Raw genomic sequence first — 18,138 nt, forward strand, 5'->3', positions numbered from 1 at the left:
GCGGGTGTGCAGAGATGTAGGAGGCTCTGGCAGCGTGCTCTGGCGGTGTGGATATATGCTCGGGCGTAATAATTTAGAAATATTTATCGTGTTGCGCACCTGCGGTGAGATATGTGGTGTACACTACTAAAAATATTAAATGTGGCTTAGGACATAGCTTTAAGTCACATTATTTTGCATGGCTTCACCTGCCCGCCCATCACCGCAGATAGCAGGCGCTCCTGCAGACGGACACCCCGCCTCCCGAGCATGCGGAGCCACCCACACTGCCAACACTGCATCAACGCAGTCCACACCCACAAGGAGCCCGTCATGAGCCCCCAGTCCCTCCCCTCCCTCTCCGGATTCAACCCCATCATGAGCCGCCGCGTACTGTTCGGCGGCGCAACCGCCGTCGCTGCTGCCGGCGTACTGAGCGCTTGTGGATCCTCATCCTCCAAGACCGAGCACAAGGCAAGCGAAACCCCGTTCTATGAAATCAACGAGCAGGACCCCTCGAAGCTCAAGCAGGGCGGTACCCTAAACCTGAGCACCTACTCCCTCGGCCCGGACTTCAACCGTTTCTCCCAGAACGGCTCCAGCACCTCCGTCTCCGAAACTATGGGCATTATCGCCGGTGCCGGCATCTGGCGCAGCACCTTCAAGGGTGAAGATGAGCTCGACCCCAACTACTGCCTCGGCTTTGAAGCGAAGGAAGTAGACGGTAAGATCACCGCCGAGGTTCGCCTGAACCCCAAGGCAGTCTTCAATGACGGCACCCCCATCGACATCGACGCTCTCAAGGCAACCTGGCAGATTCAGCGTGACCCCGAGGGGGCGTACAAGATTGGCGCTGCAGGTATCTACGAGTTTATCGAAAGCGTTGAAGCTATCGACGGCGACCGCTACCACGCACGCGTTGTCTTCAAGACCGCACACAACCCCGTCAAGGGTCTGCTCTTCGGCGGAATCCTGCACCCGGCAATGCTTGACATAAACCTCTTCAATGAAGGTTTCGTGGACAACCCCCACCCCGAGCTCGGTTGCGGCCCCTTCACCCTGGCACCCAACGGCTGGAACTCCTCCGAGAAGACCTTCACCGCTGTGCCCAACGACAAGTGGTGGGGTGACAAGCCCAAGCTGGACCGCATCGTCGTGCGTGAAATGGCAGACGCTGCAGCTCGCGCCGCCTATAAGAACGGCGAACTGGACGTCGTGGAAGCACGTACCCTCAGCGCCTACAACGAGATGAAGGACGTTGCGAACTCTGAGATTCGCCGCGGTCGCCGCCTCTTCGCCGGCGGTATGAACCTGAACGCACAGCACATCACCGATGTTGCTGTCCGTAAGGCAATCTTCCTGGGTATCGACCGTGGTGCTCTGGCAAAGATTCGCTTCCAGGGTCTGCCCTACGAAGAAGAAGTTCCCGGCTCGATGCTTCTGCTGAGTTCCTCCCAGTACTACCGTGACAACTACCCGGCACGTAGCCCGGAGGAAGCACGCAAGGTCCTGGAGAACGCAGGCTACACCAAGTCTGGCGACTTCTACGCGAAGGATGGCAAGACCATCACCCTGAAGCTGACTACCTTCGGTGATGACGCCACCACCAAGGGTCAGGCACAGACCTTCATTCAGAGCATGAAGGAAATCGGCATTAACTTCGAGCTCGATTCGCGTGCGCAGTCTGAATTCTCGAAGGTTGTCGGTAACCGCGAGTACGACGTGAGCATCTCGGGCTTCGGTGTGACCTCCGATCCGACCAGCGCTGCCGAGTACTTCTACTCCTCGAAGAACTGGAACGGCGTCGGAACCCCCGAAATTGACGCTATGGTCGACGAGATGGTTACCATCCTCGATGACGCTAAGCGCGCCGAGAAGTGCAACGAAATTGAGAAGAAGCACATGAGCGAGGTTTGCCTCTTCATCCCCTTCCTCAATGGCCCGGACTTCAAGGCATGCCGCCCGAAGCTCGCTAACTACGGTGCGTTCCTCTTCAAGACCACCGACTGGTCTACGGTTGGCTGGATGGCATAAGCCGCAGTTTTAAGCTCCCCGCCCCTATACGTTTTCGCAGTGTCGTATAGGGGTGGGGAGCTTTTTCTTGTGGAGGGTTCAGCGCGCTTTAGCTGCCCCGACGCTGTGCTTGTAACTTGTAACGACTCTCAAAGCACCGGGTGTGACGCGCTCGCGCGCTAATGCGACATAATATTTCATTTTTTAGTTTTCGCACGCGGCTTCCGCGTGATAATGCGGGTTTAGGCGCTGAACCCGTGATTTTTAGACGGTGTATAGTTCTTCCACGGATTGGACTGTGGTCTGCGTCGCTTCTTTTGGGGGTATACTGTGTTTCAACCACAAACAATGTGGGGGCTCTCACAAAGGTGATGGGCGGGAGCTTCGGCGCTCCCGAAAAATCGGCGCACAACACGGTGCGCTTATCGAATAGCACCTGAGCCCTCCGGCACGAGGAGAACACATGACTCATCTACGTATTAACCGCCGTACCCTCCTGACCGGCACCGTTGCCCTGGGTACCGTCGGCCTGCTCGCTGCATGCGGTGGCGGCTCTGACAAGAAGATCAGCGGTAAGGCTGCATCAAGCACCGAGGAAATCGTCAAGAATATCGAAATCAACAAGCAGGACCGCTCCTCCCTCAAGCAGGGTGGCGAGTTCCGCGGTAGCGTCTCTGCAGTCGGTCCGAACTTCAACATTCTGACCCAGAGCGGCTACACCACCGAGAACCTCACCGCGTTCGGTGGCGCCTGCAACATCCCCTCCGCCATCGGCTTTACCTCCCTGAGCCCCGCTGGCGAATACAGCCTCAATGACGACTACGTCTCCGACTACAAGGCTGAAACTGTTGATGGCGTGCAGACCATTACCTTCAAGCTCAACTCTAAGGCTGTCTTCAATGACGGCACCCCCGTTGACGTTGAGGCAATCCGCGCCGCGTGGACCGTCTACCGCAACCCCGATGACGGCTACAACGTTATCGCCGCTCCCTTCTGGCAGCAGGTGGCGTCCATCGACCCCGTGGATGGCGACAAGACCCGCGTCAAGATTGTTATGTCCAAGCCCCTGTACCCTGCCGAAACCCTCGGCCTGCTCGGTCTGCACCCCGCACTGACCGACAAGGAGCTCTTCAACAACGGCTTCGTGAACAAGCCCATGGATCAGTACTGGTCCGGCCCCTTCAAGATTGGCGAGTGGAACTCTTCGGCTAAGACCCTCACCCTCGTGCCCAATGACAAGTGGTGGGGTGAGAAGCCGCTGCTGGACCGCATTATCTGGCGTGAAATGGGCGACGAAGCAGAGCGCGCAGCGTTCAAGAATGGCGAGCTGGACAGCATCGGCTTTGCTGGCCTGGCAACCTACAATGCTGTCAAGGGTCAGCCCGGTGTCCAGATTCGCTCAGGCCAGAGCGTCGGCGTGATCAACCTGCAGTTTAACCCGACCCGCGTGACCGACACCGCCCTGCGCCGTGCAGTCTTCGCCGCGGTTGACCGCTCCCAGCTGGCTAAGGTCAAGTTCGGCCAGATCAACTGGGATGAGCCGCTGACTGGCTCCATGATTGCTATGCCCTTCCAGAAGGGCTACCAGAACAACATGCCGTCCAATCCCGGCGCCGAGGCTGCGGCAAAGATCCTGGAAGCAGCAGGCTACTCCAAGTCCGGCGACTACTACGCCAAGGACGGCAAGACTGCAGGCTTCTCCATCACCTACTTCGGTTCGGATGCAACCTCTCTGGCTCAGTTCCAGAACCTCGAGCAGCAGCTCAAGGCGGCAGGTATTAAGCTCGAGCAGGACAACCAGCCGCAGTCCCAGTTCAACTCCGTGATGGGCGCTAAGCAGTACGACTGCGCCTTCTCCGGTTGGGGCATTGGTGCTGACCCCGCCGACAGCGTTCAGTACTTCTACACCAGCGAAATTAACGAGGGTGTGGGCGATCCTGAGCTGGATAAGTTCATCGCGTCCATTTACGAGAAGGAATCCCACGAGGAGCAGTTGAAGATGGCTGCTGAGGCTGAGAAGCAGCACATGGAGAAGGTCGCTATTTACTTCCCCTACGCTAACGGCCCCAGCTACGTAGCTGTGAAGGAGAAGCTGGCTAACTACGGTCCTTCCCTCTTCGCAACCAGCTACACCGACCCCAAGCGCTGGGTCAATGTGGGTTGGCAGAACTAAAGCCACATGTTAATTTTCTGGATTCCTATTCGGTAGTTGCTGAATTTTCGGAGGCGCCGGTATAAGGCTCTGGAGGGTAAAGTCCCGCGGTATTCCGCCTCAGCGGCGGGGTACTGCGGGGCTTTTCTGTGTTTTTGATGGGGGGTTTGTGGTGGGGTGGTTTCGGGGATTGGCTGAAATATTTTCCCTAAAACGGTGAACTAGGTCATAGTGCGTGGGAAATGTGTGTATACTAATCTCAATGCAAAATGTGCGTGCTGTCACAAAGATGTGCGGGTTGTGTTCCCCCGCGTACAAAAATTCAGCATCTCACCTAACCGAGGAAAACTAATGACCACTTTCACTCTCAACCGTCGTACCCTGCTCACCGGCACCGTTGCCCTGGGTACCGTCGGCCTGCTCGCAGCCTGCGGCGGCAACTCCTCCAAGAACGAAACCAGCGCTCTCTCTGCCGGTGACGACCTGTCCAAGGCAGTCTCCTACAACGAGAAGGATCGCTCCGCCCTCAAGGACGGCGGCGAGCTGCGACTGAGCGCTGATGGCATCGGCCCGAACTTCAACATCCTCAACACCAACGGCTACACCGCCGGTAACCTGAATATTCAGGCGGCTATCAACTCTGCCTTCACCGGCGGCTTCTACGCTGACTTCCGCGGCGAGTCGCACATGAACAAGGACTACGTCACCGAATACAAGGCGCAAACCGTTGACGGCGTGCAGACCGTGACCTTCAAGATCAACCCCAAGGCAGCCTTCAACGACGGTACCCCCATCGACGTGAACGCCGTCAAGAGCTACCAGACCATCTACACCGCCGCGGCATCCGGTTCGGACTACCAGATCACCCCCTCGCCCATCTGGGAACAGGTCGCAAGCGTCGAGGCTGTGGACGGCGATACCCGCCACGTGAAGGTCACCATGTCCAAGCCCTGGTACCCCATCGAAGGCAGCTTCACCTCGTTCCTGCACCCGGCATTCGCCGACCCCAAGTTCTTCAACGACGGCCTGAACGACAAGCCCCTCGACCAGTACTGGGCAGGTCCCTTCAAGGTCGGCGAGTGGAACTCCTCCTCCAAGGTGCTCACCGTCGTCCGCAACGAGAAGTGGTGGGGCACCAAGCCCGCTCTTGAGCGCATCACCTGGCGTGAAATGAGCTCCCAGGCAGAGCAGGCAGCTTACAAGAACGGCGAAATCGACTACGTGGATGCCAGCACCCTCAGCTCCTACAACGAGCTCTCCGGCGTGGCAAACACCGACATTCGCAAGGGTAGCGCTCTCAGCGTGGGCAACTACGAAATCAACCCCGAAAAGGTGCCCCTGCCCGTCCGCCGCGCATTCGTTGCAGCCCTCAACCGTGAGCAGCTGCAGAAGCTGCGCTACGAGAAGCTCGGCTGGAAGGAAACCCTGCCCGGCTCCATGTGCATGCTGCCCATGCAGGAAGGCTACCAGGACAACTACCCGACCAAGCTCGGCAAGGACGTCGCTACCAAGATCCTTGAGGACGCAGGCTACACCAAGTCCGGTGACTACTACACCAAGGACGGCGCTAAGGTCTCCTACCCGGTCATCACCTTCGGTAGCGACCCGGTTGTCAGCTCCACCGCGCAGTTCCTCGTCCAGCAGATGAAGGAAATCGGCGTTGAACTGACCATCGAGAACCACGGTGCCTCTGAAATGTCGAGCATCATCTCCTCGAAGAACTTCGCGATTAAGACCGGTGGCTACGGCATCACCACCTCCCCGGTGGATGCGGCGAACTACTTCTACATCTCCGAGACCAACAACGGTCACGGTAAGGATCTGGACTCGCTGGCAGCAACCATGATGTCCACCGAGGACCCGAAGGAACAGCTCAAGATCATGAACGAGCTGGAGAAGCGCCACCTGGACGAGGTCGCCATCTACGTGCCCACCCACAACGGCCCGAACTTCAAGGCGTGCCGTAAGGGCCTGGCGAACTACGGCCCCATGCTCTTCGGCCTGCCCTACTACAACCCGAACGTATGGATCAACGTCGGTTGGGAGAAGCAAAACTAAGCGTTGAGCACCGCTCACACACTCCATAAGGGGTAAAAGCGCTACAGCGGCGTGTTACAAAAGGATTAAAACCTTCTGTAGCACGCCGCTTTCCCGTTCCTAAGAGAGTCGCACGGATATACTTAAAACAAATGTGGGCATTCTGCCCGCAACCCCGGCAGAGACTGTCCTCCCGCCGGGTTGGAGTGTGGGTTACGCACCGTTCGCGTACCGCCTCCACAACACTGCGAATACTCTAGGAGAAATTCCATGAAGAGCATGTCTGTCTCTCGCCGTACCCTCCTGACCGGCACCGTTGCCCTCGGCACCGTTGGTCTACTGGCTGCCTGCGGCAGCTCGAAGGAAAAGGTTGGCGGTAGCGCCGCTAACAACGCTGAAGATATTCTGAAGAACCTTCAGGTCAACAAGCAGGACCGTTCCTCCCTCAAGCAGGGTGGCACCCTGACCCTCGCGGCTACCGCCCTGGGCCCCAACTTCAACCTGCAGACCCAGAGCGGCTACACCTCCAGCAACCTGGACGCTCTGGCACCCTGCAACATTCCCGCCGTGATGGGCTTCTACACCATGAGCCCCGAAGGCGAAGGTACCCTCAACCCCGAGTTCTGCACCGAGCACAAGACCGAGACCGTCGATGGCGTGCAGACCGCGACCTTCAAGATCAACCCCAAGGCTGCCTTCAACGACGGCACCCCCATGGACGTGAACGCTGTTCGCGCCGTGTGGAAGGTCTACCGCGCAACCACCGACAACCCCTACCACATCACCGACAACACCATGTGGCAGCAGGTTGAGAGCATCGAGGCTGTGGACGGCGACAACTTCCACGTCAAGGTCACCATGAAGGCTCCGTACTACCCCTCCGAGGGTCTGTGCGCCTTCGCAATCCACCCCGCCCTGGAAGACGTCAACCTCTTCAACGAAGGCTTCGTTGACAAGCCCCTCGACCAGTACTGGGCAGGTCCCTTCAAGGTTGGCGAGTGGAACTCCTCCCAGAAGGTGCTCACCCTGGTCAAGAACGACAAGTGGTGGGGCGAGAAGCCGGTGCTGGACCGCATCATCTGGCGTCAGATGGACTCCGAAGCAATCCGTGCAAGCTTCAAGAACGGCGAACTGGACGCCTTCACCTTCGTTGGCGCAACCAGCTACAACGCTGTGAAGGGCCAGGCAGGCACCGAGATTCGCCAGAGCCAGAACACCAACGTCAACATCATTCAGCTGAACCCCAAGCGCATCGAGGACCTGGCACTGCGCCGCGCAATCCTCGCTTCTGTGGACCGCGAGCAGATTGCTAAGGCATACTTCTCGCAGCTCGGCTGGACCGAGCCGCTGCCCGGCTCCATCATCGCAATGCCGTTCCAGAAGGGCTACCAGAACAACTACGCTGGTGACACCGGTGCACAGGCAGCTGGCAAGATTCTGGAGGCAGCAGGCTACTCCAAGTCCGGCGACTACTACGCTAAGGACGGCAAGGTTGCTGGCTTCGCCCTGACCTCCTTCGGTTCCGAGGCTGTCTACCAGGCGGTCTACCAGATTCTGGAGCAGCAGCTGAAGTCCGCAGGTATCCGCCTGAGCGCTGACAACCAGCCGCAGTCGAACTCCAACTCCGTGCTCGGCCAGAAGAGCTACGAAGCAATCTTCACCGGTTGGGGCGTTCTGCCCGACCTGGCTTCCTCGGCACCCTACTTCTTCACCACCGAGGTGTTCGGAGTCGGTGACCCCGAAGTTGATAAGCTCATCGAGAAGCTGCAGAACACCGAGAAGGAAGACGAGCGCATCAAGATCGCTAACGAGGCGGAGAAGCTCTACTACGAGAAGGTCGCAGTGTACCTGCCCTACGCAAACGGCCCGATGTACGCCGCTGTCAAGGCTAAGGTTGCGAACTACGGTCCGTCCCTGTTCAAGCAGAGCTACACCAGCGCTGACTACTGGGTCAACGTTGGCTGGCAGGAGTAGTACCGCTTACGGTAACGCTCTAGCCGTCCTGTAGGACAACAGAATCCCGGGTACTCTCACGAGAGAGTGCCCGGGATTTTTCTGTCCCGCTTGTTCTGCGTCCTTTAGCTGGATACATTAGCGGGATATGTAATTACAAAAACTAGGGGAGCGCCACTCTAACTGGCTGCTACCACTCGCCCAGGTACAGGGCACGCTCCTGCAGGTACCTCAGCATCTTCGGGTTCTGCCGCAGATAGAAGATGCGGTAAATGCCGCCTCCAGCAACGATAAACGCCAGCGGGAAACCCAAAATCACGAGCACACGGCTCATATTGGCGGACAGGTCAAAAGGATCACCGCTGGTTGCCACCAGCACAATCCAGAGAGAATAGCCCACGCAGGCGAGCAGAGTGCCCCACATGCCGCGCACAAGCCAACTCACCAGCGTCACCGCAATGACCCACGCCAGCGCCAACGTGAACTGGTGCCGCTCCGCCTGAGCCCAAGGAAGCGCCCCCACGTAAATAATTGCGGGGATGCCCAGGTACCCGGGGATATTCAGCGAGGCAAGAATGTTCACGCAGAAATAGCCCAAGAAAATAGCGCTCAACGACGAGGACAGGAACAGGTGCAGGGGAATCATGCCGTCGCCGCTATAGGCTGCGGTGGGGCCCGCGTACACGGTTTCAAACATGAGGGTCAGCGGAGTCATCATGTACTCAATCCAGACGACCAGCGCAAAGGCACCGAAAATGCCCAGAGCCTGCATCAGCGCAATCAACCGTGAACGCGCATCGTGAGGAATGGTGAAGCTCTGGCCCTTCGCCTTGACGCCACAGAGATGAACGACAGCCACCATTGCCGCGATGCACAGCACCCAGCGCACGAGGACTCCCGGTAGCTCAGGAAGACCTCCATAAGCCCCCGTAGCGGGGTCACCCCAGGCTCCGGGGAGCAGTGTAATAGCGTGAGTACCCTCGGGGAGGCTGGTGGAGGAAGCAAGCCGGTGCGGCTCGTAGATAACCCACCACAGAAGGCACGCGGGAACCAGCGCGGAGAGCTTACGCAACAGAACCGGGAACGGCGCGGACTCATAGACGAGCGCCTCAAGATTGAGCCGGCGCATCAGCCGCCGAACAGGAGAAAGAGCGCGTAGCTCTTTTTGCTGCTCTTCCCACACTCCGGTATCCCACGTCCTAGTATCAGAAGACATCATCGTACTCCATATCACCTGAGAACTTCCTTGTTGAGCGTATTCTTACATTAGCAGAAATACCCCCCCGGCTAGTGCCTAAACCCCAGCAAACCCTGCCCAAAGAATCAGCACATCAGGAAACAGCACATCAGGAAGCAGGGTATAAAGGAAAGGGGCCCCACCACAATGGTGGGGCCCCTTAGAGCCTAGAAAGCGAACTACTTAGTGGTCACCTTCAGGACAGTGCTCAGGTTCTGGTGAGCAACGCCCGGCAGACCCTTAACCTCAGCGAACTTGCGGGTGTTGGTCACGATAACCGGGGTAATCAGCGGGTAACCCGCCTCCTTGATAACCTCAGGATCGAACTCAATCAGAGCGTCGCCAGCAGCAACAACATCGCCCTTAGCAACCTTCACGCTGAAGCCCTTACCGTCCAGGTTCACGGTATCCAGACCAACGTGAATCAGCAGCTCAATGCCGTTCTCCAGCTTCAGACCCACAGCGTGGCCCGAGGGGTAGGTTGCAGCAACCTTACCGGCTGCGGGAGCAACAACAGTGGTACCGGTCGGCTCAATCGCCACACCCTCGCCCAGCTTGCCAGCAGCGAAAATCGGGTCCGGAACATCAGACAGAGCAACAGCAGTACCCTCAATCGGAGCGTGCAGCTCAATGACCTCACCAGCGGAAGCAGCGGGTGCAGCAGCGGCGGTCGCAGTAGCGGCAGCAGCCGGAGCAGCCTTAGCGGCAACAGCCTCAGCCTTAGGAGCGGCCTCAGCATCCTCAGCCTTACGCTCCGCAGCGTGCCTTACAGCGTCAGCCTTCGACTCGTAACCGAACAGCAGAACACCGGTCATAGCGCCGAAGAACGCAATAGCCAGACCAATCACGTACAGGTACGAGGGCTGCATAGCCGGAATCGACAGCAGCGAAGTGAACGCGAACGCGTAGGACTTAACGCCCAGGAAGGAAATGGTAGCGCCACCAATAACAGCGGGAACCAGAATAATCGGAATCACGCGCTTGTAACGGAGCACAACACCGTACAGGGACGGCTCAGAAATACCACCGAGCAGACCGGACATCGACGCACCAACAGCGGTCTGGCGCAGCTCGCGGTCGTGCTTAGCCTTAATAGCCACACCGGTCACAACACCGAACACAGCGAAGTTGTAAGCACCCATCGGGGACTGAATGAAGTCAGTACCCATGGTCTGCAGGTTGTTAATCATGACAGCGTTCAGCGGCCAGTGCAGACCCAGCGGAACCATGAACAGGTACAGACCAGCAATCAGAGCACCAACCAGAGCCGGAGCCTGGTCGTTAACCATCTTCAGGAAGTCAGAGATGCCCATAGCAACACCGATACCGATGGGGCCAACCAGGAACGCGGTCACCGGAACCAGAACGATGACCGAAATCATCGGCACGAACACCATCTGCAGCATCGAAGGAATAACCTTCTTCAGGAAGCGCTCAAACGGAGCCAGCAGAGCAACAGCCAGCAGCGGGGGGAAGACCTGACCGGTGTAGCTGAATGCGTACAGCGGCAAATCCATACCGAAGAACGGAACGTTCAGAATCTTAGTGGCGGGGTCAGCAAGAGCAGTCAGATCGGTGAAGGTACCGGTCATCAGCGCAGCGGGGATAGCCGCACCAACCCACATGTTCGCGCCCAGACGCTTAGCAGCGGTAGCGCCCAGCATGATGGGCATGAAGTTCAGAACCGACAGCGAAGCAGCCTTCAGGATGTACCAGAAAGCGAACTGCTGCATCCACTGGGTGTTCAGAGCCTTAGCAGCCTCCGGGTCAGCCACACGAGCACCGTTAATGATGTCGATGTTCACGCTCTGACCGGTCAAGTCAGTGTACTGACCGAAGAAGCCCAGCTGCTGCAGGAACACAATCAGGGTCAGAATCATCGAGGTACCCAGAAGCGCCCACAGCAGAGGACGGAAGGAGTCAGACAGAACGTCGAAGACGTTGGTAAGCCAGCCAGACTTCTTGCCCTCAGCCTCAACCTTGGTGTCACCCTCAGCGTGGCCGGACATAGAAGGCAGAGCGTTGATCTCGTTGTACACAGCCTCAACGCGCTCGCCCAGAACAACCTGAGTCTGGCCGGACTGCTCAATCACAGAGAGAACGCCGGGCAGGCTCTCAATCTTCTTGTTCTGCACTGCATCGTTAGACACAGGAGTGACACGAAGGCGGGTTGCACAGTGAGTAATGTGCGCGATGTTCTCGGGGCCACCCAGGCCGTCAAGAATCTTCTCGCCAAGTTCGCGGTTATTCACGATACTTCCTTAGATATGCGGTCAATGTCTATACGGTTGTTGCCGGAGGCTGTGCCTACCTGACGTTGCGGTAGCCGAAAAAGCCCCGGAAAACACGTCCAGAAAACACAAAAGACCCGAGTCTCTCGACCACCGGAAGCACTACACTCGTGCCCACTATGGAGCTTCGGTACAGCAAATAGAGGGGATTATCGGCAGATACAAACTGCCGTCCCATACGGTGTTGAGTAACTCAGGTCTTGCCTGCCAAACCAGTAACAACCCTGAAGAAGGTTTCCCTTCTCAAATAGTTCCCTGTAACTCTAAGGGTTTTCCCAGGTTAAGAGCAAGGTGAGAGAGAAAAGCTATCAGAACCTGTTAAATGTTTCACTCAAGTGATAGCTGGGACACACCACCGGTAGTGCTAGTAGGGGTGCCCCAGCTGGCTCCGGAACGCTCTGGCACGCGCCCGACCGCGTGCCCCTAAAGACGCGAAAGGGCCCCGCATCCACAGGATACGGGGCCCACACGCTACCGAAGCAGCTACCTTACGACTAACTACTTAGCCGGGAAGAAATTCAGCGGAGCAACCTCCAGCTCAGGGTAATGACGCTTCTGCCAACGGCGGTTACGATGCGCATTCACCTCAATCAGAGCCGCACCCAGGGCGCCAGCACCAATCGCAGTCCACAGCAGATGCGGAAGCACCGTAACGAACTGGTGGTACTCCACCAGAACCGGCACGAACAGCGCCGCGAAGAACACCGCCAGCAACGCACCAAACAGCAGAATACGAGCACGGTTGAACGGGCGAGCCACCGCAGCCAAGTTCCACAGACCCATCATCACCAGAGTGATGAACGAAGCCGTCTGAATCTGGCGGATATCCTCAACGCCCATGCCACGAGCCGTGAACGTCACCGCCAACAGCATCGCAACCACAATAATCGAGTTCGGGACCGTGTAATTCAGCACGCGGCGCAAGAAGCCCGGCACGTAACGGCGCGAATTCGGCAGCAGAGTCAACGCGAAGGACGACGCACCCACAATCAAGAAGTCAGCGGTCGAGTACTGACGCGGCAAGAACGGGAAGGTCAAACCGAAGAGGCTGAACAGAACACCCAGCAGAATCGCGAAACCGGTCTTCGTCAAGAACAGGTTCGCCACCATCTCAATGTTCGTAATGACCTGACGGCCCTGCTCCAGAGCAGCCGGCAGCGACGAGAACTTACCATCCAGCAGAACCAGACGAGAAACAGCCTTCGTCGCAGGAGCCGCGTTACCCATCGCAATACCCAAGCTTGCATGCTTGAGCGCCAGAGCGTCGTTAATGCCGTCACCGGTCATCGCCACCACATGGCCGCGTTCCTTCAGCGCAATCACCATGTTCTTCTTCTGCTCGGGCGACACACGACCGAAAATATTGTGGGTAGCCGCAGCCTCAGCAAGCTCCGGGCCGTCCTCAGGCAGAGTCGACGCATCAACCGCACCAGCGGAAGTATCCATGCCCGCAGTCTTCGCAGCCGCAGCCACAGTGAACGGGTTATCACCCGAGAAGACCTTCAGGGTCACGCCCTGACGGTGGAAATACTCCACAATCTCAGGCGCATCCGCACGCACATTCTCACGGAAAATCACGAACAGAACCGGGGCAGCATCCGACGGGATCTTCTGGATCGGCTCATCCTTCTCATTGCGAACCACCGCAGAAGCATGCGCCAAAACCATCGTGCGCAGACCCAACGCCGCCAACTCGGCGGCACGCTCACGCTCAGCGCTACCCTTGGCGAGAAGCGCCTCCGGAGCACCCAGAAGCCACGCACCCGAATCCTTAAACTCAATTGCGCTAAAACGCAGAGCCGAAGAGAACGGCACAATACCGCTCACCGACGCCGAGGAAGCATCCGGGAAACCGCCGGTCAGAGCCGCAGCGGTCGGGTTTGCGTTCTCATCGTGACCGAACCATGCCAGCGCCTCATTCCAACCGGCAGGCAGAGAAGCACGCCAGGAAGTGTGCTCAGCCGAGTCAGCGTCGGGGCCCTCAGCCTCAGCAACGGTGTCCAGCGGGCGCACCGAATCAAAAATCACGCCGCCCTCAGTCAAGGTGCCGGTCTTATCGAAGCAGACCACGTCCACACGAGCCAGCACCTCAACCGCAGGCTGCTCCTGCACCAGGATGTTGTGCTTACGACCCAGCGCCACAGCCGCCGCCGCAAACGCCAGAGTAGTCATCAGTGCCAGGCCCTGCGGAATCATCGAAGCAACCGAGGACACCACAGCAATAGAAACCTGCTCCCACAGGTGGTTCTGCTGCACGGTCTCCAGGCCGCCAGCGGCCTGAATCTGACCCCACGACACCACAGGAATAATGACCGCAAGACCCACCGTAATCCAGCGGACCACACGGTTCAGCGCATCACGCAGCTCAGACTGAATACGCGAGAACTGGCGCGCCTCGTCAGAAATCTTGCTTGCACGAGAATTCGCACCCACATGCGACAGCAGGACGCGGCCGGTACCACCCAGCACGCTCGACGCCGACAGCACCATATCGCCGGGGCGCTTAGCAATCGGGTCGTTCTCACCGGTCAGCAGGGACTCATCCAGCTCCAAAGAATCGGAGGTGAGCACAATAGCGTCCGCGGGAACCTGATCGCCGCGCTTAAGGATGACAACGTCACCCTCAACCAGCTGCTCCATCGGAACCTCAACGCTCTTACCGTCACGCACAGCGGTCGCGGGGGAGCGGTCCAGCAGAGAGATGCGGTCCAGCTCAAGCTTCGCCTTGTACTCCTGCACAAAACCAATCACCACGTTAGCAATCACAGCCGCCAGGAAGAGCAAATCAGCCCAACGCTGGTACATGATTACCACAGCGCCACAGGCACCCAACACAAAGTTGAAGACCGTGAACAGGTGCGCACGCATAATGCTCCACAGCGTGCGGGAAGACTTATTGTTCTGGGTGTTGACCTTACCCTCAGCAGTCAGGCGAGCAACATCATCGCTACTCAAACCGTGCTGGGCAATATCGAAAGATCCGCTATGCGGTGTTTCAGAATATTCGGGAATGTAGCCGGCAACGGCAGCCGTTGCCGTTTTCTGCTGAGGATCCATGCAGGGGTCTCTTTCTCGAATGGGTGGAATGCAGAACTGAATATAGTTCAGCATTGCGGACACTACCTTTCAGTGTATCCGTGCAAGCGGGGATAAAGATAATCTCCGCCCTGTAATGAGCTGATAGTTACAGCCAATCCAGAACGGAGATTTAATATATGCGAATACTGGCATATTTTGAGGTAGAAAGTGTTTGCGGAGCGGTTCGCTAACGCTTCTGTAGAATCAGCACGCAATCAGGATTAACGCTCCGGCAGGTCAGCGCTTTGGCAGAATCAACAAACGATTCGTCACCGGATGCCTCAACACCTCAATCGGATGCTGATACACCTCAGACAACAACTCCGCCGAACACACCTGCTCAGGGGTGCCCGAAGCCACCACCTCGCCACCACGCAACAACACCATACGGTCAGAATACGCAGCCGCCACATCCAGGTCATGAAGCACCGTCAACACCGCGGCACCCTCAGCAGCCAACTCACGGCTCACCCGCAACGTCTGCTCCTGATGCGTAATGTCCAAGGCCGCAGTCGGCTCATCCAAAAGAATCAGCGGAGTCTGCTGAGCAAACACACGCGCCAAATGCGCGCGGCCACTCTCACCACCGGACAGAGTCGTAATATCGCGATCCGACAAATGAGTCACCGACGTACGCTCCATCATCGAAGCGACCACGGCATCATCCTCTTCAGCGCGCTCCGTACCCTTCCACGGGGTGCGGCCCATCTGAACCACCTCGTGCACCGTGTACGAAAACGCCACATTCAACTTCTGCAGCAGCATCGCACGCTGACGAGCCATCTGACGGGCAGGAATCGAACCCAGAGGGGCGCCATCCAGCAGAATCTCACCGCTACTCGGGGCAATATCGCCAGCAATCACACCCAACAGAGTGGACTTACCGGCACCATTGGGGCCAATCAGTGACACAACCTCGCCCGCAGAAACCGACAGAGACACATCATTCAGAATCTGGCGCCCACCAGCGTTAAAAGACACGCCAGAAAGGCTCAACAACTCACTCACGAAGCACCTCCGCCCTGGCCCAGGGAACGACGCAACAGCACAAAGAACGTCGGGCCGCCCACCAGAGCCGTAAAAATACCAATCGGCAAATCAGCAAAAGGCACCAGCGTACGCGCACCCAAATCAGACAGCGCAATCAACAGTGCGCCACCCAACGCCGATGCCGGCAACAGCACGCGATTCGACGGACCCAAAATCATGCGCAACAGGTGAGGAATAATCAGGCCAATAAACGCAATAATGCCCGCATACGCCACCGCAGCACCGGTCAACAAAGCCGTAGCCGCAATAGACACCGCACGTAGGCGCTCCACGTTCACACCCGAATGCTGCGCCGCGCGCTCACCCAACGCTAGAACATCCAGCGAAGAAGCCATCACGAAACACGCCACCAAGCCGATGAGAATAACCGGCCACACGCTCGCAACAGCTTTCCACGTGGCGCCGTTCAGCGAACCCATCTGCCAGAACACAATCTGATCACGGCTCGTCGTATCAGCAATGAACATGAGGAACGCAATAATCGCATTCGCCACCGCGGTCACCGCAATACCCGTCAAAATCATTGACAGGACCTTCGCACGGCCCGAAGAACGCGATAGGAAATACACCAGCGCAGTAGCCGCCAGCGCACCCACAAACGCGAACGCAGGGGTCGTGAAAATACCGAAGAACTGCAGGTTCAAAACAATCGACAAACACGCGCCAACCGCCGCACCCGAGGAAACACCAATCACGCCCGGCTCAGCCAGCGGGTTACCAAACACCGACTGCATGACCGCACCGGAAGTACCCAAAGCGGCACCCACCAGCACGCCCAACAGTACACGCGGGAAGCGGATATTCCACAGGGTGCTATCGGCAAGCTGCATCGCCGGGTTCTCCGGCACAAAACCCAGACGGCGGCCCACAGAAGAAACCACCTGATCAATCGGGATATTGTACTGACCCAAGCCTGCCGACAACACCATCACAGCGCACAGCGCCACCGCCAAAAACGTAAACGTCAGACCGGCACGACGCCGACGCGAAGCACGATAATCCCGCGCACCCGCCGCACCCTTCACGGCAGCCACTACTGGCCCCCCGCAGGAGTCGAGTACGCAGCCTTAGCCAGCGACAGCAACACAGCCGGAGTATTCGGGCCGTAGGACAGAATCTGGCCGTCACCCATATCAATAATGCGCTTATTCTTGCCAGCAGTCGTCTCACCCACACCCGGGCGAGCCAAGAAACCATCCAAACCACCGGTGGACTTAATGCCGCCGCTCATAGTCAGAATGACGTCCGGGTTCAGCTTCACCAGCGCCTCACTGGTCGCCGGAATAATGTTCGTCGCGTTCTGCTCAGACGCCACGTCCTTGCCGCCAATAGCCTGAATCAAATCATCAGCGCCCGAGCCCTTACCGAGCACAAAGAACACGCCAGCGGTACCGCGCACGTACAGGAACGCAAACGACACCTGCTGATCGCCCTTCGGAGCAACATCCTTAAGCACTTGCAGAGCGTAATCCAGGTCCTTCTGCACGCGGGCTGCAACCTGCTCGCCCGCCTCCGGAACGCCCAGCGCCTGCGCCACAGCCTTAAGCTGCGGAATGATCTTATCCATACGGCGCTCATGGTCGAAGACCACCACGGTCACACCCGCAGCGCGCAGCTGGTCCACAATCTCAATCGGGCCGTTGCTCTTATCCCACAGCACCAGGTCCGGGGAGGTTGCCAGAATCGCCTCAGCGTTCAGATCGTGACCGTTCTGAGTCACCAGCGGAAGATGAGCCAGCGACTGCTCCGTCGAGGAGGTGACGCGACCCACCAGGCGGCCGCCCAAGCCCAACGCAATCATCTGCTGAGCCAGAGTGCCGTACAGGTCCAGAGCCAGCACACGGTCAGCGGACTTAACGGTCACCTCGGTGCCGTTGAAATCCTTGAAGGTCACCGGGAAAGCGGGAGTGGGGGTATCGACCATCGGCTGAATTTCGGGGGTATCCGCCGCGCTATTGGGGCCGCGCAGAGCCTTCTGATCAGGGGCAATGGAAGAACGCAGCTGATCCGCCAGGTTCTCCAAAACAGTGCGGGTGCTCTGCTCATCCACCACAGCCTGCGAAGTGCTTGAAGAAGCGGCCGGGTTCTGAGTACCCACACCGCAAGAGCTCAGCAGGAACGCGGAGGTGATGGAGAACGCTGCATACTTCATTGCATCGCGGCGGTTCAGGGCAGAAGAAGAAAGGGAAGAAAACATCGTCGTCTCGCAGAGAAAAAGGGAGCTAGAAAAACTGGGGTAGGCGCCGGGGCAAAACCTGGCACCCGAAGCGGGGGTGCAGTGAAAGTCTGCACCCCCGCACGGACCGTGTCAGCTCACTGGTGAACCTCATGGTTGAGCCTCACAGGCG

General features: G+C 58.1%; 10 protein-coding genes. 4 read left to right on the top strand and 6 right to left on the bottom strand.

Annotated elements, in window-relative coordinates; all coding sequences use genetic code 11:
• Nucleotides 1-312: 312 nt before the first annotated feature.
• From RWL87_RS06775 to RWL87_RS06790, 4 genes are all read left to right on the top strand, one after another.
• Nucleotides 313-2,013: an ABC transporter family substrate-binding protein gene (locus RWL87_RS06775; protein ID WP_313969342.1), complete on the top strand. Its 1,701-nt coding sequence runs from the start codon at nt 313-315 to the stop codon at nt 2,011-2,013.
• Nucleotides 2,014-2,455: 442 nt separating this feature from the next.
• Complete coding sequence (locus tag RWL87_RS06780; protein ID WP_313969343.1) at nt 2,456-4,165, top strand: ABC transporter family substrate-binding protein; 1,710 nt, start codon at nt 2,456-2,458, stop codon at nt 4,163-4,165.
• A 330-nt stretch (nt 4,166-4,495) separates the two neighbouring features.
• Nucleotides 4,496-6,202: an ABC transporter family substrate-binding protein gene (locus tag RWL87_RS06785; RefSeq protein ID WP_049361841.1), complete on the top strand. Its 1,707-nt coding sequence runs from the start codon at nt 4,496-4,498 to the stop codon at nt 6,200-6,202.
• Between the two features lie 249 nt (nt 6,203-6,451).
• Nucleotides 6,452-8,155 carry an ABC transporter family substrate-binding protein gene (locus RWL87_RS06790; protein WP_060823969.1) on the top strand — a complete coding sequence of 568 codons (1,704 nt, stop codon included), beginning with the start codon at nt 6,452-6,454 and terminating at the stop codon, nt 8,153-8,155.
• A 169-nt stretch (nt 8,156-8,324) separates the two neighbouring features.
• Here the strand turns inward: RWL87_RS06790 and RWL87_RS06795 are convergent, their stop codons facing one another.
• From RWL87_RS06795 to RWL87_RS06820, 6 genes are all read right to left on the bottom strand, one after another.
• A complete protein-coding gene (locus tag RWL87_RS06795; protein WP_313969344.1) occupies nt 8,325-9,353 on the bottom strand; it encodes a dihydrodipicolinate synthase in 1,029 nt (342 codons plus the stop codon).
• A gap of 197 nt (nt 9,354-9,550) precedes the next feature.
• On the bottom strand, nt 9,551-11,623 hold the full coding sequence (locus RWL87_RS06800) for a glucose PTS transporter subunit IIA (protein WP_049340269.1): 2,073 nt from the start codon (nt 11,621-11,623) through the stop codon (nt 9,551-9,553).
• A 537-nt stretch (nt 11,624-12,160) separates the two neighbouring features.
• Complete coding sequence (locus tag RWL87_RS06805; RefSeq protein WP_313969345.1) at nt 12,161-14,719, bottom strand: HAD-IC family P-type ATPase; 2,559 nt, start codon at nt 14,717-14,719, stop codon at nt 12,161-12,163.
• Between the two features lie 258 nt (nt 14,720-14,977).
• Nucleotides 14,978-15,748: a heme ABC transporter ATP-binding protein gene (locus RWL87_RS06810; RefSeq protein WP_313969346.1), complete on the bottom strand. Its 771-nt coding sequence runs from the start codon at nt 15,746-15,748 to the stop codon at nt 14,978-14,980.
• A complete protein-coding gene (locus RWL87_RS06815) occupies nt 15,745-16,824 on the bottom strand; it encodes an iron ABC transporter permease (RefSeq protein WP_313969347.1) in 1,080 nt (359 codons plus the stop codon). Before RWL87_RS06815 ends, RWL87_RS06810 begins: the two co-directional genes overlap by 4 nt.
• Nucleotides 16,824-17,987, bottom strand: coding sequence for an ABC transporter substrate-binding protein (locus RWL87_RS06820; RefSeq protein WP_313969348.1), 1,164 nt, complete (start codon nt 17,985-17,987; stop codon nt 16,824-16,826). The genes RWL87_RS06815 and RWL87_RS06820 overlap by 1 nt, the downstream gene beginning before the upstream one ends.
• Between the last annotated feature and the right edge of the window lie 151 nt (nt 17,988-18,138).

This window comes from uncultured Rothia sp., assembly GCF_963555405.1.
In the GTDB taxonomy this organism is placed as follows: domain Bacteria; phylum Actinomycetota; class Actinomycetes; order Actinomycetales; family Micrococcaceae; genus Rothia.

Bases quoted from the DNA above. Each gene is read 5' to 3' on its own strand.
- RWL87_RS06795 (WP_313969344.1), bottom strand. From the start codon at position 9,353: ATGATGTCTTCTGATACTAGGACGTGGGATACCGGAGTGTGGGAAGAG.
- RWL87_RS06790 (WP_060823969.1), top strand. From the start codon at position 6,452: ATGAAGAGCATGTCTGTCTCTCGCCGTACCCTCCTGACCGGCACCGTT.
- RWL87_RS06820 (WP_313969348.1), bottom strand. From the start codon at position 17,987: ATGTTTTCTTCCCTTTCTTCTTCTGCCCTGAACCGCCGCGATGCAATG.
- RWL87_RS06780 (WP_313969343.1), top strand. From the start codon at position 2,456: ATGACTCATCTACGTATTAACCGCCGTACCCTCCTGACCGGCACCGTT.
- RWL87_RS06805 (WP_313969345.1), bottom strand. From the start codon at position 14,719: ATGGATCCTCAGCAGAAAACGGCAACGGCTGCCGTTGCCGGCTACATT.
- RWL87_RS06785 (WP_049361841.1), top strand. From the start codon at position 4,496: ATGACCACTTTCACTCTCAACCGTCGTACCCTGCTCACCGGCACCGTT.
- RWL87_RS06775 (WP_313969342.1), top strand. From the start codon at position 313: ATGAGCCCCCAGTCCCTCCCCTCCCTCTCCGGATTCAACCCCATCATG.